This is a genomic window from Pontibaca salina (assembly GCF_016307205.1).
GTDB lineage: Bacteria > Pseudomonadota > Alphaproteobacteria > Rhodobacterales > Rhodobacteraceae > Pontibaca > Pontibaca salina.
The window spans coordinates 1-15849 of the sequence record NZ_JAEIJD010000019.1; the positions used below are offsets into that span (position 1 = coordinate 1).

A 15849-nucleotide genomic window follows, 5' to 3' on the forward strand; every position below is an offset into this window, starting at 1 on the left:
ACCCCGTGTTGGGCGAAAGCACCCCGGTGGCGATCATTTCGATGGTAATGACCGCTTCCAAATCGACACGGATCGCTGGCAATGTTTTCGCATATTCTATGCGCTCATCCCGCTTATCAGCCGACACGACCTGATTGACCAGCACCCCTCCGTGGGGCTTTTGAGGGTAACTGTCGAACGTAGGGGGTGTGGACATAAAGATCACCTATTCTATTATGTAGCTATGTGAGAACCTGACGTAACCTAATCCGCCGACTATGATAATTGGCCCCGACTATCGCCATGACATCTAACGGGGCCTTGTTGGTCAGCGCTGGACGTTGGGCGGACTGACTGGACGGCGTGCGGCAAACGCAGGCACTATCAGCCTGCACTGATTGAAAGTGACAACCTCAATCGAGCGCAGCCAAATAACGGCATTCGGTGGGCATATCAAGGGACACGCCGACCGTGCGAAAGGCATGGCCGTTGCCTGTTCGGTATTTCTACCTCGTTTTTGCCTTACCAAAACCCATCGCCGACATTCCACCTGACAAAGCAAACGCGAGATGTAGAATCTCGCTGATATGGGCAAGATTTGGCAATAGTTTGTGGATTGATGCCGACCCAAAATCCGCCTTTTGAAAGAGACGGATGCCCAGCTTTGGACGTTAACAGCTGGGCATCACGTTGATATTAAGGTGCCAGCATGGGCTGATGATCACCCAACGGCTTCATCTCTTCAACAGCCAGGCCGACATTGAGCACCCTCGCCTCATCGAAGGCGCGCCCGATAATTTGAAGGCCTACGGGCATATTACCTACCACGCCGGCAGGCACGGTCATGGCCGGCAATCCGGTCAAATTGCTTGGGCCGGTAAATCGGATGCAGTTCTCGATAAAGTCCACCTGCTTGCCGTTAATATTCACCTTGTCATCGCCAATATTCGGAGAAATAAACGGCAGCGTCGGAGCAATCAGGACATCCACTTCTTGCAAGGCCGCAGTAAACTCAAGCTTGAGTTGACGGCGCGCTTGCTGGGCTTGCAGGTAATCCACGGCAGTGAACAATTCGCCCAGCTCAAACAAGAAGCGAATGTCGGCACCGAAATCATCCGGTCTAGTCTGCATGTCGCTATGATGGATGGCCGATGCTTCAGACAGGCTTGTCGCCAGTTCCACCCATTCCGCATTGCGCAAAGAAGGAATAGAAACAGTCGTGACGATCGCGCCTTGCTTCTCCAGATCGGCAATCCGATCGCGAATGAGCTTTTCAACAGGACCGTCAACATCTTTGAAGAAATATTCCTCATTGACGCCAATCTTAAGGCCTTTGACGTTGCCATTCAGACCGCTCAGATAGTCGTTGACCGGAACGTTGGCGCAGGTGGGATCGCGGCCATCAAAGCCCGCGATCGCGGTCAGCATGGCTGCGGCATCGGCGACGGATTTCGACATGGGGCCGACGTGATCGAGCGTCCACGCCAGCGGAAAAATACCATATTTGCTGACGCGTCCATGCGTGGGCTTCAGGCCGACGATACCGCAGGCCGATGACGGTATGCGGATAGACCCGGCGGTATCTGTTCCAAGCGAAGAATAGGTGCTGTGCGAGGCAACCGCGGCACCCGAGCCACCGCTTGAACCACCCGGTACCTTTTCAGGGTTCCACGGGTTATGAACGGCACCAAAATGCGGGTTGTCGTTGTCGATACCCCACGCATATTCATGCATGTTAAGTTTGCCAGTGAATACCGCCCCAGCATCCCGCAAACGTGCGGTAACTGTTGCATCGTCCTTCGAAACAAAATCCTTGTGGATTTTCGATGCCATCGTCGTGACTTCGTTTTCGAAATAGATGTTATCCTTCAGTGCAATTGGCACGCCATGGAACACACCTTTGTAATTGCCTGATGTGATTTCCTGCTCTGCTTCCTTGGCGCGCGCCATTGCGCTGTCCGCAGTCACGGAGATATAAGAGTTGGTATCCTTGTTGCTTTGATCGATGTAATTTAAAAGGTTCTGGGTAACCTCTACCGGGGAAACTTCCTTATCTTTAATTAAGCCCGAAAGCTCGGTAACCGTTTTCTTCAAAAGATCCTTATCCATGATGATCTCCTCCCGCCGTGTTTTTCAGAGCAAGATCGAAATCATCGAGGGGCGCGCCTTCGAGTGACCCTTTCAGATCTTCGAACTCTTTCCACTTACTCTCAAGCTTTGCCAGGCTATCGCCCGACGTTGTGATACCCTTCGCCGCTAGAACGTCTTTGATCGGTAAACTCATCGTATCCTCCACTTGATTAGAACGCAAAAAAGCCTTCAAGATTTCCGGCCGATCCGAAAATCTTGAAGGCTTTTTTGCCTTTATGTAAATGACCTCAATGCTGAGGTGCAAAATCATGGTGTCCGATTCGGAAAACTAAATCAAGCTTAAAGTCCTAAATCCGACATTCATCTGCGAGAGGTGCCAGAGCGCGCGATAAGATACTGATCTCGGCGATCTTTGTTTCATCCCTATGGCCCCGCTGCCCAGCACCGTGTCCATGAAAACCAGATAACCCAATGGTTTTCTGAGTGATCCTCAATGCAACACTCGGGTAAGCTTGAGGGCCTATTCCTTTGGCGCAAGCCGCCAGGCAGTACTTAAAAAGCGATTTCCCAACTGACCAGAGCAAATAATGCTTTTGATCTGCCACGGCAATTCAAATGGCTATACCAAGCCAAACTCATCTAGATGATCTTAAAACCAAAAGGAGAATAGCAAGGAGTACCTATTGTCGCGGATCACCGCCACTTCTGCTCTTAGCATCTTGCGCAGAGCCTTAATATTGTCGCCGAAGTATGCATATGCTTTATGCCATCAATGCTATTTTCGCTGGCTAAATGTCTCCGATATTTCTCAGTATGCCATCAGCGTTAATGATAGACTGCGCTATCTCAAACACGGTCGTGCGCTTGGCCATGGCCTGCTTGCGGATTACAGCGTAGGCTTCTTTATCGTCGATAGTGTGGTGTCGCATCAAGATGAATTTTGCGTCGTTGATTTTTTGAAAGTTGTCCAATCGATCTCGCAACTTGAGCATTTCTTTCTGGAACCGTCTCTGCTCTGCCCAATGCATCCGAGCCATAAGCATGCTGCTAAGCACACCCGCCGCGCGCACCGGCTTGGTTAGGACCGCATGCGCCCCTATTTTAAAGACCGCTTCCAAAGCTGAGGGGTTTTCATAGCCGATTACCGGTATCACCGTCGGTAGTTCACCACCGTTGCTGTTAAGAAATGATTTTATCTGAGCACATGGCTGATCTGTAACGTCGACAAAAACCAGATCAAACTTTTTCTCCAAGACTTTTGGAATGGGCCAGACGCTATCAAAATTACATCCGATCCGATTCACCTGCTGTAAAAGATCCTCTGCACTGCTGTCCCTTGGGTGAACAATCAGTACGTGAAGATCTCTAAAATCCCGGACAAAATCACTCATTTTTCACTGGGGAGATTTAACCACCTTCTGGGTCCGGAAGCTCCAATCATGGATGCCCGGATATACCAGATAGGGGTCAGGCTTGAGAGCGCGCCGCACCTTACTTTCAACGATAAACTCCCCGTTGTTGTCCACCTGCGCAATACGTGATTGAAGGTACGTGTGATTGTTATCGGGGTCTATTTTTATTTGCCCCTGGGGCGCATCGAAGGTTGCACCCAAAAGTGCCTCACGCAAAAGATCAGTATCCATTTCACCAACCTCTTCAAGAGCATTGGCGAACATGTGCATCTGACTGTAAGCCGCCTCGCAGCAGCTCGTGACATCACTGACTGTGCCAAATTTCGCTCTGTAGGCCTTAAGGAACTTGCGATTCGCGGATGAATTGATGTTTCGAAAATAAGGGGCGGCGGTGATATGGCCGACGCCGGCCTCGGGCCCTATGGTTGCGATCTCGGCTTCATTGGCTGTCAGGCTGGCAATCGGGCAGACACGTCCATCGCCACCCGCGGCATGATAAGCCCGATAGAAATCAATACACATCTGCCCCACAACAGTCGAGAAAATCGCATCTGGCTTTAATTCAATAATCTCACGGGCCAGCTCGTCGAAGCCGTCCGTATCAGTGTAAAAGCTCAGATAACGTTCGTCCACAACTTCGCCGCCGCCTTGATGCAATACGTTGCGCATTACTCGATTAGATTCGCGCGGATAAATATAGTCCGACCCCACGAAGAAAATGCGCTTGCCAAACGTGTTCAACAGATAGTTCGCCAAGGGTACGCTATTCTGATTTGGGGTCGCTCCGCCATAAATGACATTGGGCGAGCATTCGAACCCTTCATAAGGGGTGGGATAAAAAAACAGCGCATTGCGCCGTTCAACCACTGGCAGAGCTGCTTTACGCGCAGATGACATATAGCAGGCGAAGATCGCCGAGACCCTATCCTCCACGATCAGCTTTTCAGCCAGTTCGCCATAGTACGCCACCACCGAATCGGGATTGTAGCTAACCGGCTCTATGGGGAGACCGCGAACTCCGCCGCGAGCGTTAACTTCATCGATCGCCAAAAGCGTCCCGTTGAGCTGTGATTGTTCAATTATTGACGTTACTCCCGACGTCGCAAAAAGGATTCCAACCCTCCAGCTGCCCTGAGTGCTCAACACTGTCATCCTTCTCCAAACATAATAAATGGTGATCCCGCGTCTTTTCTCTCCCTAATCAGGTTTACGGCTTCGCCCCCGCCATAATGGCTATTTTTTATCCTGCGTTCCAACAGGAGGTTGGCTAGGGGCAGTTCAAGGTGCCGTCGGGAAGCGTGCCCAAGTCCGCGCACACCGAAACGCTTATCAATCGCACGCTCGCATAGGCATTCGCGAACAGCAACGGTTTTTGTCACGGCGATATCGTGCTTGCAAAGGCTGTGATTGAGACGCGCCAAAATCACCTCGTTGCCAGCTTTTCCCAACGCGTCTCGCAGCGCGATATCTGGTGGGTTGCACGTGGCTTCAACCTTCCCCTGAACAAAGCTAGCAACGCCCTTTTTCGGCTCTCCATAGCCCGGCCGAGCGCTCGTGATGGAGGCTGCGCAATGCTCCTGTGCCAGTGTATTCAAATCAGTCCCACACATCGCGCAGTCGCGCCGGATCTCGGCTTCGTCACCAAGGATGGCGACGGCGCTCCCCTGCACTTCCACGCGGGTATTTAGGCGTGGCATCATAAAATTTGCAACTGCGACGCTGCGGGTTTGGTCATTGCTTGAAACACCTCCCAGTCTCATATCAAGTCCTTATCTGGTGCCGAATTTTGCCGGCGGCTGATAATCTTTCCTTTTCAGAACGTCAGGTGCTGTTCCACGACGGTGTCGGTCAGCTCGGAAGAGGCGCCGCTGAGAACGACGCGCCCCTTATCGAGTACAAGAAAGCGGTCCGAGGCCGCCCGCGCGAATGGCACGTTCTGTTCGACCAGGATGATACCGAGGCCCCGCTCACGGTTGAGCTGGATGATCGCATCCTCAATCTGTTTGACAATATTGGGCTGAATGCCTTCGGTCGGCTCGTCCAGCATCAGGATTTTGGGATCCATCGCCAGGGCGCGAGCAATGGCCAGCTGTTGTTGCTGTCCGCCCGACAAATCCCCGCCCCGGCGCGAAATAAAATCGCTTAGGATAGGAAACATGTCGAAAAGATACTTAGGAATCTCTCGCTTACCGTCGGCGCGGGCAAAGGTACCCATCAGAATATTCTCGCGTACGGTAAAGCGCGGGATAATTTCACGTCCTTGAGGGATATAACCGATCCCGTGCAACGCACGCTGTGGCGTGCTGCATTTCAGCAGATCGCTATTTCCAAATTTGAGCTCGCCCCGGCAACTATCGGTCAGTCCCATAATACTCTTGAGCAGGGTCGTCTTGCCGACGCCATTGCGGCCAAGCACCGAAAGAAACTCTCCCGGCTTCAGCTCCAGGGAGACACCTTGCAGGACAGGGCTTTTGCCGTAGAAGGAATAAAGATTGTTCGCGGTCAGTTTTTCCATCTCTCAATGCCCCAAATATGCAGTTTTCACCGCCTCATTCGCTTCGATTTCCTGAATGGACCCCTCTGCCAGTTTCTTGCCTTGATTCATGACGATAATTCGGTCGGCCACGGTACGTACAAAGGACATGTCATGTTCGACCACAATCAGCGTATGATTTGCGGAGAGCTTGCGAAAAATCTTTGCGGTACGGTCAGTTTCTTGGATGGTCATGCCTGCTGTTGGCTCATCCATCAGGATAAGTCGGCTATCCTGCGCGATCAGCATCGCAATTTCCAACCACTGAGTTTCTCCATGCGAAAGGTTGCCGGCAGCTTCGTCCTGTTTGTTGACCAGTCCGACAATATCCAGAATTTCTTTTACTCGTGCGCTGCGGCGAACCGCTCTGCTGGTTAGGCTGTGCAAGACGCTTGGCCTTGCCGAGCGCGCAACCGACAGGTTCTCGACGACGGTCAGGTCCTTGTAGACCGATGGCACCTGAAACTTTCGGCCAATGCCAAGGCGGGCGCGCTTGAACTCCAGCATCCGAGAGATCTCGGTGCCTTGAAACAGGATCGATCCGCCCGTTGGCTGGGTTTTTCCACAGATCAGATCCAGCGTGGTCGATTTGCCGGCCCCGTTCGGCCCCAAAAGGCACATTATCTCGCCCTTCTCGACATCAAAATTCATTCCGTCAACTGCGCGCAGGCCTCCAAATTGGACCTGCAAATCTTTAACTTGAAGCTGTGACATACTTCAGCTCTCCCGATTTTGGCTAAGCAAGGCGTCAGGCGGGTTGTACTCTACCGTCTCTGCGCGGGATCCTTGGCGCTTCAGTGCGCGGCCCGCATCGACAATCAACCCGTAGATGCCCCGAGGCATGAACATCACGACCAACAGGAACATGACTCCCAAAATCAGGTGCCAGCCCTCAACAAAGACGTCTGACAGCCGTCCTTCGGCCAAGTTAACCAGAATGGCCCCTATAGCCGCGGCCAGTACGGACTCTCGGCCACCCACAGCGCACCAGATCACAATCGCAAGGCTGAATGAAACACTCATGTAAGTGGGCGACGCAAACTCCAGAACCAGCGCATAAAGCATTCCGGCCCAGCCGGCGAGCGCAGCGGAAATGCAGAATATAAGCGTCTCGTAACTGGCGACATTGTAGCCAAAATATCGGGTGCGCTCGGGATCCTCGCGGATCGCCCGCAAAACCAGCCCAAACTTGCTATGTGTCAGATAAAGCCCAAGGGTCAGCGCCACCAGCAGACATGCGCTAACAAGGTAGTAAAACGACACACTGTAGATATCGACAACCCAACCAAAGATCTCCAGCGGCGCCAGTCCTGTCAGACCATTCTGCCCTCCGGTAAATCCTTGCTGGTTAATCACTAATAACTGAAACGCAACCAGAAAGGCCAAGGTGATGATCGCCACGAACACGCCCGCAATCCTTGCTCGGAACATGAATACGGCAATCAATCCCCCTACACCAGCCGGGATTAAAAACCCCGCCAGCAAGGTGAAGGTTAGCGATTGGAACGGCACCCATAGCCAAGGTAGCGTGTCGACATTGTTCCACCCCATAAAGTCCGGCAGGCTCTCGCCGCTGGCCTTGAGTTTGAGGTGCATCGCCATCGCATAGGAGCCCATGCCGAAGGTTGCAGCCTGCCCAAGATTAAGAAGCCCTGCCGTCCCCCAAGATAGCGCAAGCGCCATTGATACAATGGCAAGACTCAGGTAGCGCGAAAAAGTGCTCAGCTCAAAAGCATCATAGCCTAAGATCGCAGGTACACCGAATAGGATCACCCCCGCGAAGAGCGCAAACCCGATAACATCATATGAAATTCTGGAATTCATGATCTAGCTCCTCAACGGCGGGTATCAGAAGGAAAAAGGCCGCGTGGGCGAAAACGAATTAGCAGAATTATTCCCGCTAAAACCGCGATGCGTCCGAGTGTGTCGTTCATCACAATCGAGAAGAGCGCTGTAACCTCACCTATCAACATCGCCGCTGCAGCAGTGCCCATCAGGCTGCCAAGCCCCCCAACGATCACCACCAGGAATGCATCCACAACGAGCCCCGTACCCATCGTGGGAATAGTGCTGAACAGTGGTGTAATGAGCGCACCCGCGATCCCGGCCAACCCTGCCCCATAGGCGAAGGTCACGGAATAAACTTTCTCGGCCTTAATGCCGTAGCATTCAGAAATGTTTCTGTTCTGAATAACCGCACGCAACTTCATTCCAAATTCGGTGCGCGTCATCAAAAGCCACGTCGCGCCCAAAATGAAAATTGCAAAGGCAATTACGAACAGGCGGTAATTTGACATCACCAAGTTGCCGATCTGGAGATTTCCGGTCAACCACTGCGGTCCCTGCACGAAGCGCGAATCCGGCCCGATACCGAGGCGAACTGCCTGTTGAATGATGATCCCGATGCCCCAAGTTGCCAGAATGGTGTCCAGTGGCCTTGCGTAGAGACGCTGTACGATTACTTTTTCAATGATCCAGCCCGCGGCCGCGACGGCAAGAAACACCAGCGGTAGCGCGGTGACCACCCCCAGACCCGCATATGTTTGAAGCGCCCATGTCGCATAGGCCCCCAGCATCACGAATTCTCCGTGGGCCAGATTGATAACGCCCATCGTACCGTAGATGATGGCAAGACCTAGGGCGATGATAAGCAGAATTGAGGCAAAACTGAGCCCCGCGAAGACTTGGTTAAAGACTACGTCCATCGGACAGCCCCTTCGCTTGGCCCGACTCACGAAGTGAGCCGGACGCTGTTGGAATTTCCAGGTTTAGGTCAAGAGATGGCGAAACCGCGTCAGGCCTTAACCAGACCCTCACCAGTGCATTCTTGACCCGGGTAAGCCGCGTAAGGCTTTGGTGTAACCCGCTCTTCGGATTGCAGGATTACCTTCGCCTGGCCGTCGGCCTGCCATTGGGCAACCTTTGGCCACAGATGCGTATGCAGGTTGTCATCAATCAGGATTTCACCCTGGGGCGCCTTCATCGTCATGCCCATCGCCGCATCCCGGATACCGATTGGGGTGATGTTGTCAGGATCAAGCTTCTCTAGCGCAGCCTTGAACTGATAGATCTGGAAATAGGCTGCCTCACTAACGAAATGGGTAACCTGATCGCCACCATACCGAGATCTGTAGTTCTCGACGAATCTCTCATTCTCAGGAGATTCGTGTCCCATGAAATATGGCGCTGACGAGAAGTGGCCCGCCGCAGCTTCGCCGCCGATCGCCTTTACCTCGACCTCGGACCTCGTCAAGCTGACAATCGGCATTTTGTCGGGATTGAGTTCGGCCGCGTGATACTGGCGGCTAAAGGCCACGTCAGAGTCCCCCACGAGGGTCGAAAAAATTACGTCTGGTTGCTCGGCACGGATCCGGTTGATAACCGAGCTGAAATCAGAATGGCCCATCGGCACATATTCTTCATGCACCACCTCGCCGCCCAATTCATTCAGCAGGATGCGGCAGTAGTTGTTCTCTTCTTTCGGATAAACGTAGTTATTGCCGATCATGTAAAACTTTTTGCCAAAGTTTTCGATTAGCCAGGGGATCAGAATATCCTGCTGCTGATTGGCCAGTGCCCCGCCATACATGATGTTGCGGGAACATTCGCGGCCCTCGTAAAGCGTCGGATACCAATAAAGGTTGTTGCGCTGCTCGGCAATCGGCAGAACCGCTTGACGGCTGGAAGATGTATAGGATCCGAAAACACTGACGCATTTGTCGCGGATCATCAGGCGTCGCGCGCGATCAGCGTAGGTCGCCGGATCCGATGCCGGGTCTTCGACAATCGGGCGCAACTGCTTGCCGTGCACACCGCCATCCGCATTGATTTCAGCGATCGCCATCAAGGCCGCGTCGTGCAGCGTATGCTCGACCACGGCAACAGCACCGGTCAATGAAAACAGCACACCAATTGGAATGTCGTCACCGGCTGCGTAAGCATGTCTGCTGCCGCTCAAAAGTGCGGGAACCGACAGCGCACCAGTTAATCCCATAGTGCCAGCTGCGCCGACACGTCCCAAAAAATCCCGTCTCTTCATATCGCTCTCCCTGCGACTATTTGAGCATCTTAAAACTAAAAAAGCTCTCCGCCACAGCTTGCTGCTGTGTTCGGAGAGCTTTATTGCTCGTGTATAATTGCGAGTTCGATACTGAACCCGTAACAAAGTATTGCACGACCGACCAGTCCACGCAACTTTATTCTAACCCGCCGTTGTCCATTGTTAAACAACACCTAATTGAGCTTCCCTCAACCGCTGGGCAGGATCTGGCGCAAATTTAGCTACCCCTTCTACCTGCTGATCAGGGTGAGTCGTTTCATTTCCTTGTACACAAACCAAAGCTGGCAGCCTGCCGCCAAGGGCTGAGCGAGGCCATTGGTGATTGTAGAAAGTCATCCAATTTGCGGATCCCCGTCTTTACCTCCTATCCGCCGCCAGCGCGTGCAGATGGGCGCACTCATATTTCAATGTCCGCCATAGCCGCTCGATCAAGATGTTACCGAGGAACCGGCCTTTCCCATCCATCGAGATGCGCACGCCGGTCCGGCCTAGGCGGTCCATCCACGCGCCGACCTCTCAACCAATAGCGATAGGTCTTGTGCCCCTATCGTCGCGGGCGATAAGGCTCTGGATCAGATCAGCGGCGACGACATGCTAGACGCCAATGCTTGGTGCTTGGTGCTTTGAAAGCATCTTGGGCAAAGGACTGGCGACAATTACCACGAACAAGGATCTGATCCACCTTGGCGACATGCTGAAAACGATTAACAAGACGAAGCGGCGCGGGCTGATCCCGCCTATGACCGATCTGACATTTCGGAACGGTCAAGCCAAACAACGGCGATGAAATCAGAGATGCCGCAAGTAATCTTCGGACGATCCCTTTGACAAACCCCAATTAACCTAGGCACTTAAACCAAAAGCTTCTCTTAGTTCATACCTTGAGTCAGCTGTTCGCCTGTATGCCTACACTCTAAAGTGCGGCTTCTGCGGGTCTGCGCCATCGAAGTCTTGAGCTAAGATGACACGCCTCGAAAAACGATACTAAGAAGGATATTTGGATGATCGTCAGAGAATCTCCATCGTCACTTAAACTGTTCTTTGTCATGCAAGGCTCGGTCGTGCCAAAAATCTATGGCAGGATCATCAGTGTCGCCTTGTTGTCGGCGATTGTCCTGCTGATAGATCAGCATGTGGTGACATTACCGCATATTTCGATCGGTGCTATGGGAATCTTCGGCGTTGCGCTGTCGCTGTTTCTTGGGTTCCGCAACAATGCAGCCTATGATCGGTGGTGGGAGGCCCGCAAGCTTTGGGGGTCCATCATCTCCGATGTGCGCAATTTGGGGCGGCACCTGTGCCTGTTCGTCGGCGACGGCGCAGACCGCGAACACATCCTGTCCTGTGCTGTCGCTTTTGCCCATCTTCATCGTGGATTTTTGCGCAACGTCGATGTGCGCACCGATGTTGTTCCCTGGATCGGTGAAGAGAAAACCACAGCGATGATGGCGCAACAGAACCCCGCCGATGCAGCGTTACGGTCGATGGCGGACCAGGTGGGCAGATTGATTGAAAAAGATGCAATCAGCGGCTTTGGCCAGATGACCATTTCACAGACCCTATCGGCGATGGCCGAGGCCCAAGCCGGCTGTGAGCGCATCGTGACAACGCCGCTGCCCTTTGTCTATTCTCTGCTGGTCCGGCGCACGACCTATCTTTACTGCTGGTTGCTGCCCTTCGCCCTGATCGACTCCACAAGTTGGTTCGCCCCGGTATTTGTGGCAATCGTTGCCTATGTGTTTTTTGGCCTCCAATCGGTCACCAATGAATTGGAACTGCCGTTTCGCAAGGTCCAGAACGGGCTGCCATTGGACGCCATGTGCCGCACAGTTGAGATTTCAGTGTCTGAAGCGCTGGGTCGCGAAGCGCCCGCCGAAAGGGCTCCGGTGAACCATGTGTTGACGTGACACGACATCTGGGCGCGCATTTCACATACACGTTTTCCAAGGTAAGGTTTCAGCCATGGTACCTTGATTACCTCAGAGACGCGACAAATGAACTGCCGGGAGGCCCATACAAACCTATCGAAGCTCCGATCTAGCTCCGGCGAGGAACCATCGACTGTCGAACCCGGCGATGTCTGCCCGCATCGGTGCGATCGCGACCCCGCGCCTGCCTAAAACTCACCTATGACCTGTAACATATTGTCCCACCTGGGTATTATAACATGTTGAAAAATATCTTATTCCTGATCCGGGCCAAGGAGTTCGACCCGTTAGCCCGCATCTTGGCCGAGCGGTTACGCCGAATCGGCAATGCACAGGTGGTCGCCGTCGTGGATGAACGTGAGCAGATTTCCGATACCGCTCCGCTCGCTAAGATTACAATAAGCGAGGAAGCTTTATCGGCTATCGGAATGACAGGTTTGCCGAAAAACTGGGGCTGGTTTTGCGGCGATATGTGTTACTATCTCGCAGCCGCGCATTTTCCGCGCTATAAATACTACGCATTGATAGAATCCGATGTGTATCTGCCCGAGGCCGGGGTGCAACCGTTACTATCCGCGTTTGAAACCTGTCGGGCCGATGCAATCGCCGCACAGCTTGGGCCGACACCAAGTCCCAAGAAATATTCCAAGGGATTGGCCGCGCTAGATCTGGACCCTGCATGGGGCTGTATTTTTCCCTTGAGCCGGATAAGCCGCCCACTTTTGAACGAAATGCGTACATTGCGCAGAGAGGCGCTGCTCAAGACGCCGCGAGCAAAACTGAACGACGAGGCGGTTCTCGCTGGCGCTGTGCAACGCGGTGGTTTTTCGGTTGCTCGATTAGAAGATTTGTTGCCCGCCCTCGCAAGCAAGGAAACATTCGACACCAACCCACCCCATTTATTCGAAGCGGTGGCAGCGGATGTTCACGAGCGACGACTGTATCATCCGGTTGTCATGTTTGACACCGTTGTTCACAGGTTGCGTACGGGCGAGAAAAACTACACACGCCACCGGTTGCGCAAAATATTGCGCGCAGCACCGAAGCCAATGAGAAAAACATTAACAAAAGAAGTTTCCGACAGCGAGGGAAGCGCGTGACCAAGAAGCAAGCGATTGAGCGAATGAGAACACTGTTCGAAACGTTAAACCCGGAGACTCCGGTTCGCATTCTGGATATCGGTGCGAATCCCCTGATAGAAGGCGAAGCATCCTATCAATCACTGCTAAACCATGGCTTTGCTGAAGTGGTTGGGTTTGAGCCCCAGCAAGATGCCTTGGATGCGCTGAATTCTCGAAAATCGGATTCGGAAACCTATTTACCTTACGCTTTGGGTGATGGCAGCGTCCAGAATTTAAACCTGTATAAATCTCTAGGCTTCACATCGGTTTTCGCGGCCGATCCTAAGAGCGCGGAATATTTGGGTTTCACATCCGATATGGCTCTGATCAAGTCAGAGCCGGTGCAAACCCGGAAACTGGATCAGGTCGCTGAGGTGCAGATCGTAGATTTCCTGAAAATCGACGTCCAAGGCAGCGAGGCGGCGATTATAAGATACGGTCGCCAAAAACTGGCCGAGGCCTGTGTGGTACAAACCGAAATTCGTATGTTCCCCTTATACAAAGCTGAACCGCGCCTGGGCGAACTTGAAAGCGAATTAAGCAATCAGGACTTTCAGTTTTTGCAATTTGCCACACTGAAGCATGTTTGTCTGGCCCAACGGTTTAAAAAACGTCTGAAGCGAAGCGAATTTGCACAGGCGGTGGACGGCGACGCCTTCTTTGTTCGTGACCTTAGAATGGTGCAAAACTACAGCGTTGAACAAGTAAAAAAACTGGCGATAATTGCTGATGCAATCATTGGCAGCCATGATCTGACCCTTCATGCGCTTGAAATATTACTGGAGCGGGGAAAGATCGAAGCGGTGCTAATCGACGACTATTTCTCGCTCATTCCCGAGGCGAAACTCAGGAATTGAGGTCAGGCACTATCGTACCGGCTTTTAAGGCTGACCTTCAGCTTTTGGGCTTTGAGCGCTTCGTAATGTGGCAGGGCTTGTGCGCATAAATCTGCGGCTTCGCCCTCAAGCTGTGGCAATATGCCTTCCGGCCCCGCGAAGCCATTAGAGCGGTGCACGGCCCCGTACCAATGCGATGCCCAGACGCCATCAAAGGGCTTGGGGCCGGCCGGCCAACGCAGCATCGACACAGAAAAAGGCAGATCGATGGCAGCACACAGGCTGCGCAGGGCGGCCTCGGGGCTTTCGCGAATATCGTGGCTGTCGATCACCAAGCCACCAAGCTTTTCGTAGACTGCGGTTTGCTGCGCATAGCCGATATCCAATAGCGTAGCATTCTCGCGCTTGGCGGCGTAGCTGGCGATGACCCGCGCGGGATGGCGGATCAGGTGAATATTGATGCAGGTCTTTGCCCAGTCCAGCGGCATGCCTTCCAACATATGATGGGCCATATGTTTCATATAGCGGTGCCGGGCAGAAACGGGTGCTGCCGCGCAGGTCTCGGCAACCTTGATTGGGTCCGATTCTTGGGTCTCCATGACCTGCGCGTGCATCGGATGGCGAATGTTGGCGGCCTTGAGGTAGGCTGCGTAAAAGGGTTCGTCCATGGCCTCGAAATCGGGGCGGTTGCCAAAGCTGTACATCATCGCCGTCGACAGATTGCGCGGGCCGGACCACATCGCGATGTTCATGCGGTGCCACCTTCGACAAGGGCTTTGTAAAGGCCGCGAAGGCGGCGCGTGACCGGGCCGATTTCGCCTGTGCCAATGGTCCGCCCATCGATCACGGAAACCGGCGTCTGGGCGCCAAAGGTGCCGGTCAGAAAGGCCTCATCGGCCGAGTAAGTATCGACCAGCGAGAAATTCCTCTCATGGCAGGGAATGCCGTTGGCATGGCACAGGTTGATGACCTTCTGACGGGTGATCCCGTTCATGCAGTAATCTCCGGTCGACGTCCAAACCTCGCCCTTTTTGACCACAAAAAAGTTGCACGCATTCGTGGTGTTCACAAAGCCATGTTGGTCCAGCATGAGGGCCTCATCCGCCCCCGCTTTCTCGGCGGCGATACAGGCAAGGATGCAGTTAAGCTTGCTGTGGGAGTTCAGCTTTGGGTCTTGGGTCATTGGCAGACCGCGCAGATGTGGCACCGTCGCCAGCCGGATCGGACGAGACAGTTTCGGTTGCGAATGTTCCATGATGATCACGACGGTCGGGCCCGTGCGCGATAACGCGGGGTGCTGAAATGGACGATGCTTAACCCCGCGCGTAACCATCAACCGGGCGTGGACATCAGTGATCATGTTGTTGGCTTGGCGCGTCTGCTCCAAAGCAGCGATCAGGCCCTCGCGGTCAATGCCTATGTCAAGGTCGATGGCCTTGGCGGCGCCGAACAAGCGATCCAGATGTTCGTCCAAAAAGGCCCAATGACCGTTGTAGAGGCGCAAACCTTCCCAGACACCGTCCCCGAGCATAAAGCCGCTATCATAGACCGAAACCACAGCCTCGGCCTTTGGTTTCAATTGGCCGTCAACATGAATCAATATCGATTGGTTGCGGGCGTCTTCCTCGGCTTGATGGGTGGTTTGATGATCTGTCATAGGGGCCTCCTGCCGGCTCATTGAACCTGAAATTGACCCATGTGCCAATGAAATCTCCCACCACGATCAGGAAAGCTCCCGATTGGCTGCAGCAGAGAAGACGTTGGAACCGGTCCCGGCACGGGCAGACAAGCAAGTTGAACTGGCCCCCGTTTCGACCGGACACCTTGGCCTGACCAAGGAGGCTTAAGGATAGCCTTAAGCACATGCTTATGTCTGAGATTGAAATCAT

General features: G+C 53.4%; 17 protein-coding genes. 3 read left to right on the plus strand and 14 right to left on the minus strand.

Features of this window, described 5'->3' with window-relative positions:
- The 12 genes from JAO82_RS13840 to JAO82_RS13895 form a co-directional block, all read right to left on the minus strand.
- The coding region (locus JAO82_RS13840) for a hypothetical protein (protein ID WP_198686985.1) at nt 1-196 on the minus strand (196 nt) is incomplete at its 3' end.
- A gap of 479 nt (nt 197-675) precedes the next feature.
- Nucleotides 676-2088, minus strand: a complete 1413-nt coding sequence (locus JAO82_RS13845; protein ID WP_198686986.1) for an amidase — start codon at nt 2086-2088, stop codon at nt 676-678.
- Nucleotides 2081-2380: a hypothetical protein gene (locus tag JAO82_RS13850; RefSeq protein WP_198686987.1), complete on the minus strand. Its 300-nt coding sequence runs from the start codon at nt 2378-2380 to the stop codon at nt 2081-2083. Before JAO82_RS13850 ends, JAO82_RS13845 begins: the two co-directional genes overlap by 8 nt.
- A 242-nt stretch (nt 2381-2622) precedes the next feature.
- On the minus strand, nt 2623-2709 hold the full coding sequence (locus JAO82_RS14500) for a DMT family protein (protein WP_198687000.1): 87 nt from the start codon (nt 2707-2709) through the stop codon (nt 2623-2625).
- A gap of 149 nt (nt 2710-2858) precedes the next feature.
- Nucleotides 2859-3461, minus strand: a complete 603-nt coding sequence (locus tag JAO82_RS13860) for an ANTAR domain-containing response regulator (protein ID WP_198686988.1) — start codon at nt 3459-3461, stop codon at nt 2859-2861.
- A gap of 3 nt (nt 3462-3464) precedes the next feature.
- Complete coding sequence (locus tag JAO82_RS13865; RefSeq protein ID WP_232897421.1) at nt 3465-4634, minus strand: transporter substrate-binding domain-containing protein; 1170 nt, start codon at nt 4632-4634, stop codon at nt 3465-3467.
- Complete coding sequence (locus JAO82_RS13870; RefSeq protein ID WP_198686990.1) at nt 4631-5242, minus strand: hypothetical protein; 612 nt, start codon at nt 5240-5242, stop codon at nt 4631-4633. The genes JAO82_RS13865 and JAO82_RS13870 overlap by 4 nt, the downstream gene beginning before the upstream one ends.
- Nucleotides 5243-5295: 53 nt before the next feature.
- A complete protein-coding gene (gene urtE / locus JAO82_RS13875; protein WP_198686991.1) occupies nt 5296-5997 on the minus strand; it encodes an urea ABC transporter ATP-binding subunit UrtE in 702 nt (233 codons plus the stop codon).
- 3 nt (nt 5998-6000) lie between these two features.
- Nucleotides 6001-6666 (minus strand): ABC transporter ATP-binding protein, encoded by a 666-nt coding sequence (locus JAO82_RS13880; protein WP_232897422.1) that lies wholly within the window; start codon nt 6664-6666, stop codon nt 6001-6003.
- A gap of 66 nt (nt 6667-6732) precedes the next feature.
- Nucleotides 6733-7839: an urea ABC transporter permease subunit UrtC gene (urtC, locus tag JAO82_RS13885; RefSeq protein ID WP_198686993.1), complete on the minus strand. Its 1107-nt coding sequence runs from the start codon at nt 7837-7839 to the stop codon at nt 6733-6735.
- A gap of 11 nt (nt 7840-7850) precedes the next feature.
- Entirely contained in the window at nt 7851-8720 is an 870-nt protein-coding gene (urtB, locus tag JAO82_RS13890) for an urea ABC transporter permease subunit UrtB (RefSeq protein ID WP_198686994.1), read from the minus strand.
- A gap of 89 nt (nt 8721-8809) precedes the next feature.
- Nucleotides 8810-10180 (minus strand): transporter substrate-binding domain-containing protein, encoded by a 1371-nt coding sequence (locus JAO82_RS13895; RefSeq protein ID WP_232897423.1) that lies wholly within the window; start codon nt 10178-10180, stop codon nt 8810-8812.
- 896 nt (nt 10181-11076) lie between these two features.
- On the opposite strand from JAO82_RS13895, the gene JAO82_RS13900 reads away from it, so the two are divergent.
- The 3 genes from JAO82_RS13900 (at nt 11077) to JAO82_RS13910 (ending at nt 13981) form a co-directional block, all read left to right on the plus strand.
- Complete coding sequence (locus tag JAO82_RS13900) at nt 11077-11982, plus strand: bestrophin family protein (RefSeq protein ID WP_198686995.1); 906 nt, start codon at nt 11077-11079, stop codon at nt 11980-11982.
- A gap of 368 nt (nt 11983-12350) precedes the next feature.
- Nucleotides 12351-13103: a hypothetical protein gene (locus JAO82_RS13905; RefSeq protein ID WP_198686996.1), complete on the plus strand. Its 753-nt coding sequence runs from the start codon at nt 12351-12353 to the stop codon at nt 13101-13103.
- Nucleotides 13100-13981: an FkbM family methyltransferase gene (locus JAO82_RS13910; protein ID WP_198686997.1), complete on the plus strand. Its 882-nt coding sequence runs from the start codon at nt 13100-13102 to the stop codon at nt 13979-13981. Before JAO82_RS13905 ends, JAO82_RS13910 begins: the two co-directional genes overlap by 4 nt.
- A gap of 2 nt (nt 13982-13983) precedes the next feature.
- On the opposite strand, the gene JAO82_RS13915 is transcribed toward JAO82_RS13910, so the two are convergent.
- On the minus strand, nt 13984-14712 hold the full coding sequence (locus tag JAO82_RS13915) for a sulfotransferase-like domain-containing protein (RefSeq protein ID WP_198686998.1): 729 nt from the start codon (nt 14710-14712) through the stop codon (nt 13984-13986).
- Complete coding sequence (locus JAO82_RS13920) at nt 14709-15617, minus strand: D-amino acid aminotransferase (protein WP_198686999.1); 909 nt, start codon at nt 15615-15617, stop codon at nt 14709-14711. The genes JAO82_RS13915 and JAO82_RS13920 overlap by 4 nt, the downstream gene beginning before the upstream one ends.
- Nucleotides 15618-15849 lie beyond the last annotated feature (232 nt).